The sequence below is a fragment of the Aquabacterium sp. genome, assembly GCF_014378415.1.
Taxonomy (GTDB): Bacteria; Pseudomonadota; Gammaproteobacteria; order Burkholderiales; family Burkholderiaceae_C; genus Aquabacterium.
In genome coordinates this window covers 1-10,081 of record NZ_JACMNS010000100.1, presented here as the reverse complement: position 1 = coordinate 10,081, position 10,081 = coordinate 1, and the positions used below count along the sequence as shown (strand labels likewise).

Sequence of the window (10,081 nt, the reverse complement as noted above, 5' to 3'; positions counted from 1 at the left end):
GCTTCGGTCTCCGCGCTCTCGCACCTTGATCAATGCCTGGTTTTCAAATTCTCTGGAATGTCGATTTCTTTTCATGGGTGGTGCTCCTATGTGGGTTATCCACAAACTCGGGGGAGCGACAACTAGTCTGACTCAGGGGGGAAGCAACGCACACCATGTCGGCCTACCTCGGTGAGATCGAGGACAAGCTCGACAGGGTTTTGGCCCCAGAGCACGCTTAGAGGGCTCGCTTCATTCGTACGCTGACGCACAGACAGGGGAGCTTCCTGCCGCCAAGCTCAACCCCTTTATCGGCTCCGAGCCAACATGGTTTGAGCCCGAATTACGCACCATCAAAGGAGTCTCACATGCCAGCCTATACGCTGCTCCGTCCATTGGTTATCGCGTTGTCGCTCACGCTTGGTAGCATGGCATTGTCCGGCTGCACGACCACGTCGCCCGGTGGAAGCGCCTCTGCTCCATCGTCAAAGGCGACGGTGGATGCACAGACCGACACCGCACTGTCCAGGCTGTATAGCGATGTGCCAGGCGCTCGGGAAATGGGTGCCAAGGCCAAAGGCATCCTCGTTTTCCCTTCGGTTGTGGGCGGCAGCTTGGGTCTTGGCGCCGAATATGGACGTGGATCCCTCCGCTCAAGCGACAGCGTTCGGCGCTACTACACCATCGCCGTCGGTTCGGTGGGTTGGCAGGTGGGCGTGCAGTCCAAGACCATCGTCTACATGTTCACGACGACAGAGGCACTCGATAAGTTTCGCGCCAGCAAAGGCTGGACAGCCGGGGTTGATGCCACCGTGGCCGTGGCCAACATCGGCGCCAATGGGACCGTGGACACCGAGACGATGCGTCAACCCGTGGTGGGCTTTGTGCTCGCCAATGGCGGACTGGAGATCGGGGCATCTGTGCAAGGCATGAAAGTCACTGAGTCGCCGATGCAGTGATTCACCAGTGCCGAAAGCCAACACTGGCCGGTCTCGGCACTCAGCATACTGATCACCTCTCAAGGCCATCATGGATCAAATCACCCATCTCGTTGAGCAACACATTCGCGCGTCACAGTCCCACCTGCGTCACATCGACGAGTTGATGCAACGTGCGGCAACGCTGCGGACAACGCAAACCATTCCGCATGAAGCAGAAGCACGTTTCGCCAAGTTTCAGACAGACCGTGCCCAATTCGCCGGAGAGCTTGACGCAATACGAGCCCAATCCAAGAGCGATGCCGCCGCCGCCAGCAAGCGCGGCGAAGGGCTCACGGGCATACTCGAAACCATAGGGTTGGAGTTGGAGAAGGCCCTGACGGCCATCTTTGAGCAAGACGGCCATGCAGATCGAACTTGAACCGGATTTTGTGCGCTTGTTCACGACGTCGATATCAACTGGCACAGACATCCTTCAGTCGCCTGTAAAAGGAATCATTGGCGGTTCAGCGCTTCAAACCCCGAGATCACGTCGAACAGCTCCTCATCGATGCGGCTCTGGCGTAGGCGATGAAAGTCGCCACGCAGCGTCGCCAACACCTCATCGATGTTCTTGTCGGCGCGTTGCATCGCGGCCAGGCGGCTTGCATTCTCACTGGCCAGGGATTCCGCGCAGGCCCGGAACAGCGAAACGAACAGGTATTCGCCGATCAGCGGGCCCAGGGTTGCCGCACCGCCGATGACCTCCGGCAGATGTTGGGCAGGCCACTTGATCTCGGCACGGCTGCGTCGCCAGTCCTCGTCCAATGGCAGCAGTTTCTGGCCGACGCTCGCAAAGGTCGATCCTGTGGCGGGGCTGTTGTAGAAGAGGTGCAGCTCGGCGTTCATGCCATGACCGCCATGGCGCTGGCTTTCTGTCAGGATCTGCCCGATCAACGGAACGATGCCGCCGATCGACGTGGGCACAGCGAATCGTCCCACTGGCTGCACACCCGCATCGGTCAACCGCGAATGGACGCGCTCACCCACAGCCCAAACGCGGGGCGCCGAGTGCGACTTGGGCGCCGATCCTGGCTTGGCCAGCGCCGCCAGCGATGCTACCGCATGGTCTGCCACCGCCTCGTTGAAGCGCCCCACCAATCCTTGGTCGGACCCGAATACCACCGCGCTCACCATGGTCGCCGCGGCTGGCTTGAGTTTGGGGGCGCCTGAGGGCATCGGCCCCATGCGCCGAAGGCAGGCCCCCAGGGCCAGCTCAACGGTGCGGTCATAGTCGGCCAGGGCTTGCACCGACTGCTCGTATTGCCCGATGCTCGACGCGGCGAGTGCCTTCATCGTGCGCACGACGGCCTGAAGGTCTGCCGCGCTGTCGATCTGGCGACGCAGGCTGGCCGTGGTGTTGCTCATGGCGAGCCCTCACCCACTTTGTGGTCGGGCTTGGGCGAGGGCTGGAAAGGCGCCAACGCCCGGCGAGCGATGGCAACAATGGCGTCACGATCATCGTCGCGCAGCTTGTCAGCGGTCTCTAGCCTTTTGCCCACATCCACCGGGATCTGCGTCGCGGCATCGCGCACTGCGCGCTCGGCGTCGGCCATCTTGTCCATGGGCACCGGGTCGAACAGCCCTCCACCCAATGCCAGCAGGACAGCGATTTGGGCAGGCACACGCACCGGACTGGACTGCGCCTGGTTCAAGCAGGCACGGATGCGCCGGCCATGTTCGATCGATTGGTGGGTTGCGTCGTCCAGCCGCGCGCCGAAGCGCGCGAAGGTTTCCAACTCTTCGAACTGCGCGTAAGCGAGCTTGAGGTCGCCCGCCACCGCGCGGTAAGCCGCCCGCTGGGCTTTGCCACCCACGCGCGACACCGACTTGCCCACATCGACGGCGGGCAGCACGCCCAATTCGAACAAAGACGGCGACAACACGATCTGCCCATCGGTGATGGAGATCAAATTGGTGGGGATGTAGGCCGACATGTTCTGCGCTTCGGTCTCAATGATGGGCAAGGCGGTGAGCGAACCACCGCCCAGTTCCTTGCGCAGGCGTGTCGATCGCTCCAGCAGGCGCGAATGGATGTAGAAGATGTCGCCAGGAAAGGCCTCTCGGCCGGGCGGACGGCGCAGCAGCAACGACAGTTCGCGGTAGGCGCGTGCGTGTTGCGTGAGATCGTCGTAGACGATCAGCACATCGCGGCCGGCTTGCATGAAGTGCTCGGCAATGCTGGTGGCGGCATAGGGCGCGATATAGGCCAGACCAGGCGGGTCATTGCCTTCGGACACCACCACCACCGTGTAAGCCATTGCACCTGCGGTGCGCAACACGGCAATGGCCTTGGCCACGGCGGAAGCCCTTTGACCGATGGCGCAATAGACGCACACAACCGCCTGATCTTGCTGATTGAGGATGGCGTCGATGGCGATGGCGGTCTTGCCGGTTTGTCGGTCACCCAGGATCAGTTCCCGTTGGCCACGGCCAACGGGAATGAGCGCATCGATCACCTTCAGGCCCGTTTGCAATGGCACGGTCACCGGCGCACGGTCCATGATGGGCGCTGCGGGGCGTTCGATGGGCAATCGCACTTCTGCCACCACGGACCCTTGTCCATCAAGCGGCACACCGAGTGGATTGATCACACGGCCCAGCAAGCCGTCACCCACCGCCACATCCGTCACACGGCCGGTGCGCTCGACTTCGTCGCCGGCATGAATTTTTGCGTGGTCGCCGAGCAGCACCACGCCAATCTCGTCCTCGTCCACGTTGAAAGCGATGCCAAATACATCGCCTGGGAAGCGAATCAGTTCTTCAAAACCGATGCCAGGCAGGCCCGATACCCTCGCGATCCCGGTCGATACGGAGATGACGGTGCCGACCTCGCGCGGCACCAATGCGGGCTCAAAGTGCAGGCGCGCCTGACTGAGACCCGAAAACACTTGGTCGAACACGCTGTCCAGGTCTTCCAGCGCAGCGCTCATCAGTTTGCTGCCCTGGCTTGGGGCTGCGGTGCCAGCAACTCGCCAACACCAATTTGCAGCGAACCGAGGTAATCGGCGATGCTCCAGGCCACCTTCACCCCGTTCGAGCTGAGCTCAATGCCGCAGACCAAGTCGGGAGCTGTTTCGAATCGAAAATCGATCTTTGTGGAAAAGGTGTCGTTGACGGCAGCCTGTATGGATTGACGCTGAGCCGCAGGCAGCTCGAACGCGCTGCGTACCATCGCGAGGCTGGGCGCGGCATTGAGCGCATTGACAAGGCTGGTCTTGGATTGGCCGTCCAACGCGCTCAGCCGCTGTATGAACAACTCAACCGCGCTGGCCTCCAGGCTGGTGGAGGCCAGATCCGACAAGGTCTTGCGGGCGATGGCAAACACCTCTTGCTGGGTTCGCTGGACGATGGCCTGGTTCAAGCGCCCAGCGTCTGCTCTCAATGCTTCCTGGCGCTTGCTGCTCAGCGCATCCGCGGCCTGCCTGGCTTCATCGAGAAGCCGCTGGCGTTCGGCTTGAGCCTCCTTTGTCGCCTGGCTCAGCAGCGCGGCACGTTGCTGGTCGAACGCTTCATTCTTGTGCTGGAACTCGTCGCGCTCCTTATGGGCCTCGGCTTGCTTGGCATCGGCATCCGCGAGGGAATCAGCGATGCGCTTTTCTCGCGAGTCAATGGCGTCCAATATGGGCTTGTAGAGAAACCGCTTCATCAGCCACACAAGGATGATGAAGTTCAGTGCCTGCGCCCCGACGGTGAACCAGTCGATGAGCATGGTCTACTTCCCTGCTGCGTGGGCGATCGCGAAGTTCCAGAACGGGTTGGCAAAGATCAGGATCATCGATACCACGAAGCAGTAAATGGCTGTGGACTCGATCATCGCCAAGCCCACGAAAAGTGTGCGTGTGATGGTTGAGGATGCGTCGGGCTGCTGTGCCAGCGAACTGAGCGCCGATGAGACGGCATAGCCTTCTCCCAGTGCCGTGCCAATGACGCCGATGCAGATGGTAAAGCCCGCGGTGACGATAGAGGCCACGGCGATGATGGATGTGATGTCCATGGTGATTCCTTGGTTGATGTGCGCGCTCTTGCGTTTTAAGAAGCGCTTGGCGCGACCGTTACCGGCGCGGGTTGACGCCCATGCAGTGCCGCCGCGATGTAGACCGTGGCAAGGACAAAAAATATGTACGCCTGCACCATGCCCGTGAGCAGGCCCAGCACCGTCATGATCGCCGGGAAGATGAAGGGGGTGATGGTCAGCAAGATCGCGATGATCATCGCCCCGCTCATCATGTTGCCGAACAAGCGCACCGCCAAGGCCAGCGTGCGTGACACTTCGCTGATGATGTTGAACGGCAGCATGATGATGGTCGGCTCAGCGTAGGACGCCAGGTAGCCGCCCAAGCCTTGATCTGCGATACCGAAATAAGGCACGGCCACCAGCACGCACAGCGCCAGCGCCGCGGTGGTCGACAGCGAACCAGTGGGCGGCTCATAGCCAGGGATCACGGTGCAAACGCTCGCTGAGGCCACGAACAAGAACAAGGTGCCAAGGAAACCGATGTACTTGCGCGGCTGGCGCAGGCCCACCTCTTTGATTTGGGTTTGAATCATCGTGACAATGATCTCCAGAAGGTTCTGCCAGCGTGTACGCTGGCGCTCATCCTTCGAGAGCCTGCGGGTTATGAGCCTGGCACCGATCGCCAGCACGAGCATCAACCCCCAGGTGAAAACGATGGTGGCATTGAGTTTGACAAACCCATGCTGCCAGAAAATCAACTCGTCAGGGCTAAGGCGCATGGTTGATCTCCGGCGATGCTGTGTCCGATTGAGCGCGGGGAAGCTGGGCTGGCCCTCTCAGCCGCAGCACAACCGTGCGCGCGACGACAAACCCGACAAGGCAAGCCAGCATCCGCTCCCATTGGCCGTTGGCGACTGCCCCAAAGCCCCATAGCACGCTGCCCATGCGCAGCAACAAGCTGCCTGAGAACCACAGTGCTGGCGTTGGCGAGGTCGCCGCGCGATGCGTAGTCCACCACAGGCCGCCGAAGAACAAGGCGCCCATTGCCACGCCTGCCAATCCAGCCAGACACAGCGCCAACACGGAAGCCGACGCGTAGACCGATGCCAGAACCTCATTCATGGCCCTCCTCCAACTCATCCTGCATGGCCTTGTCTTCCTTGGCGACCCAATGCCATGCGTTCAAGCAGCCAAGGCAGAGGCCCCCGACAAGCAAGGCCAAGGTCCAGGAATGTGCACCCGCCTGCCTTTCGTCCAGCCATAGACCGAGTGCCGCACCCGCAAGCGTTGGCACCGCCACCGACCAGCCGATCAGTCCCATCATGCCCAGGCCGAACCACACGCCCTGCGAGGCATCGCGGCGTGCCTTGATCTTGCGAGCGGCCTTCGCGCCGGCTTTTTGTACAAACTCTTCAGCCATGTCGAAACCCCGAGAGACGACGCAAGAAACCTGCTTCCAGCTTGTCCATGACGTCGCGCACGCCTTGCGCTTGTTCACGTTGGAGCAGGAACTCCCGCTGCACCACCTCGTGCAATTGGGCAAGGTCGCTTCCGCCCATCGCGCGACGCACAGAAACCAACACATCCGGTCCGATCTTGACCAGGACGCCCTCGTCGATGGCCACACAGACCTCGCCCTGCGCCGCGGTTTCGTAGATCAGGATGCCAGGCACCAGGGCTGCGACGCAGTCACGGCGCTGCGGCAAAATGCCGAACGAGCCTTCGCGCGACTCTGCGACCATGCGGGACACCCCGCTTTCCTGGGCAAAGACTTGAAAGGGCAGGAGCAGCTTAAGGTTCATCACTGGGCGCCCCCTCCTTCTTCGCTTCATCGATCGTGCCGATCATGTAAAGCGCACGCTCCGGGTAGTCTTTGAACTCGTCCTTGAGAATGCGCTCACAGCCGTTCAAAGCATCGGCCAGGCTCACCAGCTTGCCAGCGTGCCCTGTGAACTGCTCGGTCGTGAAGAACGGTTGCGTGAGAAACCGCTCCAGGCGCCTGGCGCGGGTCACCACGCTGCGGTCCTGAGGCGACAGTTGCTCCAAGCCGAGCATGGCGATGATGTCTTTGAGTTGCGCGTACTGCGCCAGCGTGCGCCGTATCTCTTGCGCCAAGGCGTAATGCCGCTCACCCACGATGCCCGGCGTAGCCATCTTGGAGTTCGATGCCAGAGGATCCACGGCCGGAAACAGGCCCTCACTTGCCCGCTTGCGCGACAGCACGATCGAAGCGGAAAGGTGCGAAAAGGCATGCACCGCTGCCGGGTCGGTGAAGTCATCCGCCGGCACATACACCGCCTGGATGCTGGTGATGGCGCCCGCGTCGGTGTTGGCAATGCGCTCTTCCAGGCCCGCCAGTTCAGTGCCCATGGTGGGCTGGTATCCCAAACGTGAGGGCATCTGCCCCAATAGCCCCGAGACCTCTGCACCAGCCTGGATGAATCGGAAGATGTTGTCGATGAGCAGCAGCACGTCGCGGTGCTCGTCGTCCCGGAAATACTCGGCCATTGTCAGAGCCGCGTGCCCCACCCGAAAGCGCGCCCCCGGTGGCTCGTTCATCTGCGCGAAAACCATCACCATGTTGGGCAGCACCTTGGCGGCCTTCATGTCGCTGTAGAGCTCTTGACCTTCGCGTGAGCGCTCGCCAATGCCACAAAAGATGCTGACGCCTTCCTGGTGCCCAATCATGTTGTGGATCATTTCAGTGAGGAGCACGGTCTTACCCACGCCCGCTCCCCCGAACAGACCGGCCTTGCCACCGCGCTCAAGCGGGGCGAGCACATCGATGACCTTGATCCCCGTCTCGAATATTTCGGATTTGGTGGATCGTTTTGCCAGCGGTGGCGGCGCCCGGTGAACGGAGCGCCACTGGACATCGGCCAGATCCGCTTCGCGGTCGATGGTGTGGCCAAAGACGTTAAACATGCGCGACAAAATGGCTTTGCCGACAGGCGCCTTCAAAGGGCCCCCGGTGTCCCGCACCGCCATGCCGCGAGCCAGTCCCTGAGTGGGGGTCAGCGCAATGCCACGCACATGATGCGAGTCGGTCTGGGCCAGGACCTCTACGACGATCTGGTCTTTGTCGCCCATGCGCAGCAGCGTCTGGATGGCAGGCAGATGCTCATCGAAGCGAACGTCAACCACACTGCCACGCACAGCCACAACCGCGCCGACATTGGGCGCTTCGGCGCTTGATTTGTACGCGGGGGTCAGCACCGCGATGTTGTCTTTGTCCGAAGTCATGGCTGCGAAAGACATCCTACAAGCTTCAGGGTGTGCTGAGCAATCATCCCTTCCTCGTCCGTGGGAATGACCCAAACCGACACCTTGCTGTCGGGCGAGGAAATGCGTGGCCCATTGGCCTTGTTGGCTTGCTCGTCAAACTTCACGCCCAACCAGGCCAGTTTGCGGCACAGCGCGGCGCGCACCGGGGCTGAGTGCTCGCCGACACCGGCCGTGAACACCACGGCGTCCAAGCCGCCAAGGATGGCGACATAGGCACCGAGGTACTTCAACATCGCGTGCACAAAATACGCCACCGCGTTCACCGCCCGTGGATCTGAACTCTCTTGCAGCACCTTCATGTCGTCGCTAATGCCAGACAAGCCCAGCAAGCCAGCGCGCTCATACAGCATCTTCTCCAGCGAAGCGGCATCGAACAATTTGCTGCGCAGCAGGTAGCACAGCACCTCCGGCGGGACATCGCCCGGGCGTGTGGCCATCGGCAAACCCGACATGGCGCCAAAGCCCATACTGGTCTCAATGCTGCGTCCATCCAGCATGGCGCACATGCTGGCCCCGCCGCCGAGGTGGGCAACGACTACACGCCTGGCATCAGGTGCGAACTTGGGAATCTGCCTACTGATGTAGTCATAAGAGGTACCGTGATATCCCCAATGCCTGACGCCCGCATCGCGCACGTCTTGCGGCAACGCATAGGTTTGAGCCACCTCTGGCATCGTGCGGTGAAATGAGCTGTCAAAGCAAGCCACCTGAGGCAAACCCGGAAACACCTTGGCGAGTGCGCGAACCCCATTGAGATTCAAGGCCTGATGCGAAGGCTCCACCGCCTCCAACGACGTCAGGTAGACCAGAATGTCGTCCTTGATCAGGACCGGCGCCTCAAATCGCGCACCGCCAAGCACGACGCGGTGACCAGCCGCCACCACGTTCATGCCCTTGAAATCAGCTTGCAGCCAAGTCACGATGAAATGAAGGGCCGTCTGATGATCAATGGAGTGGCCGGCGCCCCATTCATGCCTGCCCAAAGGCTCTGAGGACGCACTCCTGACAAGGAACTGGGGGGCGTCCTGCATGCCATCTACCTGACCGTGACACAGCAGCGCCAATGCCCCAGACTCATCGACGTCATCGACGGCATAGGCACCGAACTTCACGCTGGTCGAGCCTGCATTGAACACAAAGATGGTCTGCGTCATGGCGGCTCAATCCTCGCGATCGGGCAGGATGCTGGTGTGATTGCGGGCCAACGCGTCGGCATACAGAACGGCCACGGCGGCGGAGAAGCGGCGCACCGCCGCAGTGTCAGCCCGGCTGGTCAGGATCACCGGCACCCGGACGCCTACCACCACGCCCGCCGTTTGCGCGTCGGCCATGAAGGTGAGGTCATAGCGCAGCACGGTGGCCATGGGCCGTGAAGTGATCGCGATTTCTTCATTGCCGCCTTGGCGGAGCAGGGCCAGAAAAAAATGCCACGCTGCAAAGCATCGACCAAACAGAATGGCCACTCACGCATCGCCCCGTCGTAGGACATGTGCGCGGCGTGTACGTCGACTGGACTCATGGCCGCCATTTCGTTCCATGCTGCAATCACCCATTGTGCGAATGGGGCATACCGCGGTCTGTGCGGCAGCACACCGACAAGCCTGCGGAGATCCGAACCAGTGGGCATTGCGCTCTCCGCAGTCGTGGGTGTGTGCCACCGCACTGACAGCATCCTCCTCGTGCATCAGCATAGCCTGCTTGAACAGGAGATCGACATGACCATTGCCCGTACCATGCTCACCATCGGCGGTTGTCAAACCATTTGTCGCAAAAAACTTAAGCTCAAGCTGCTTTTTTGAGTGGTTCTCCACTGTTGGATTTGTCTGGATTGAGGAGGACTGTGTCCTGACGAGTCCAATCACGGGTGTGTCCAGACCACCGG

Annotated in this window: 14 protein-coding genes; 3 read left to right on the top strand and 11 right to left on the bottom strand. The window is 61.2% G+C overall.

The window, feature by feature from the left end; genetic code table 11:
• Nucleotides 1-347 precede the first annotated feature (347 nt).
• Nucleotides 348-938, top strand: coding sequence for a YSC84-related protein (locus H7225_RS09005; protein ID WP_290660993.1), 591 nt, complete (start codon nucleotides 348-350; stop codon nucleotides 936-938).
• Between the two features lie 70 nt (nucleotides 939-1,008).
• Nucleotides 1,009-1,338: a hypothetical protein gene (locus tag H7225_RS09000; RefSeq protein WP_290660992.1), complete on the top strand. Its 330-nt coding sequence runs from the start codon at nucleotides 1,009-1,011 to the stop codon at nucleotides 1,336-1,338.
• 74 nt (nucleotides 1,339-1,412) lie between these two features.
• Here H7225_RS09000 and H7225_RS08995 read toward each other — a convergent pair whose 3' ends face one another.
• The 11 genes from H7225_RS08995 to H7225_RS08945 are packed head-to-tail and all read right to left on the bottom strand — an operon-like array spanning nucleotide 1,413 to nucleotide 9,563.
• On the bottom strand, nucleotides 1,413-2,324 hold the full coding sequence (locus H7225_RS08995) for a F0F1 ATP synthase subunit gamma (protein ID WP_290660990.1): 912 nt from the start codon (nucleotides 2,322-2,324) through the stop codon (nucleotides 1,413-1,415).
• A complete protein-coding gene (locus H7225_RS08990; RefSeq protein WP_290660988.1) occupies nucleotides 2,321-3,889 on the bottom strand; it encodes an alternate F1F0 ATPase, F1 subunit alpha in 1,569 nt (522 codons plus the stop codon). The genes H7225_RS08995 and H7225_RS08990 overlap by 4 nt, the downstream gene beginning before the upstream one ends.
• On the bottom strand, nucleotides 3,889-4,668 hold the full coding sequence (locus tag H7225_RS08985; RefSeq protein WP_290660986.1) for a F0F1 ATP synthase subunit B: 780 nt from the start codon (nucleotides 4,666-4,668) through the stop codon (nucleotides 3,889-3,891). Before H7225_RS08985 ends, H7225_RS08990 begins: the two co-directional genes overlap by 1 nt.
• Nucleotides 4,669-4,671: 3 nt before the next feature.
• Nucleotides 4,672-4,953, bottom strand: coding sequence for a F0F1 ATP synthase subunit C (locus H7225_RS08980; RefSeq protein WP_290660984.1), 282 nt, complete (start codon nucleotides 4,951-4,953; stop codon nucleotides 4,672-4,674).
• Between the two features lie 35 nt (nucleotides 4,954-4,988).
• Nucleotides 4,989-5,693, bottom strand: a complete 705-nt coding sequence (locus H7225_RS08975; protein ID WP_290660982.1) for a F0F1 ATP synthase subunit A — start codon at nucleotides 5,691-5,693, stop codon at nucleotides 4,989-4,991.
• A complete protein-coding gene (locus H7225_RS08970) occupies nucleotides 5,683-6,036 on the bottom strand; it encodes an ATP synthase subunit I (protein ID WP_290660980.1) in 354 nt (117 codons plus the stop codon). Before H7225_RS08970 ends, H7225_RS08975 begins: the two co-directional genes overlap by 11 nt.
• Nucleotides 6,029-6,334, bottom strand: coding sequence for an AtpZ/AtpI family protein (locus H7225_RS08965; RefSeq protein WP_290660978.1), 306 nt, complete (start codon nucleotides 6,332-6,334; stop codon nucleotides 6,029-6,031). Before H7225_RS08965 ends, H7225_RS08970 begins: the two co-directional genes overlap by 8 nt.
• A complete protein-coding gene (locus H7225_RS08960) occupies nucleotides 6,327-6,716 on the bottom strand; it encodes a F0F1 ATP synthase subunit epsilon (protein WP_290660976.1) in 390 nt (129 codons plus the stop codon). Before H7225_RS08960 ends, H7225_RS08965 begins: the two co-directional genes overlap by 8 nt.
• Complete coding sequence (atpD, locus tag H7225_RS08955; protein WP_290660974.1) at nucleotides 6,706-8,157, bottom strand: F0F1 ATP synthase subunit beta; 1,452 nt, start codon at nucleotides 8,155-8,157, stop codon at nucleotides 6,706-6,708. Before atpD ends, H7225_RS08960 begins: the two co-directional genes overlap by 11 nt.
• On the bottom strand, nucleotides 8,154-9,353 hold the full coding sequence (locus tag H7225_RS08950; protein ID WP_290660972.1) for an acetate/propionate family kinase: 1,200 nt from the start codon (nucleotides 9,351-9,353) through the stop codon (nucleotides 8,154-8,156). The genes atpD and H7225_RS08950 overlap by 4 nt, the downstream gene beginning before the upstream one ends.
• Before the next feature lie 6 nt (nucleotides 9,354-9,359).
• Entirely contained in the window at nucleotides 9,360-9,563 is a 204-nt protein-coding gene (locus H7225_RS08945) for a hypothetical protein (RefSeq protein WP_290660970.1), read from the bottom strand.
• Nucleotides 9,564-9,716: 153 nt separating this feature from the next.
• On the opposite strand from H7225_RS08945, the gene H7225_RS08940 reads away from it, so the two are divergent.
• Nucleotides 9,717-9,998, top strand: a complete 282-nt coding sequence (locus H7225_RS08940) for a hypothetical protein (RefSeq protein WP_290660969.1) — start codon at nucleotides 9,717-9,719, stop codon at nucleotides 9,996-9,998.
• Nucleotides 9,999-10,081 lie beyond the last annotated feature (83 nt).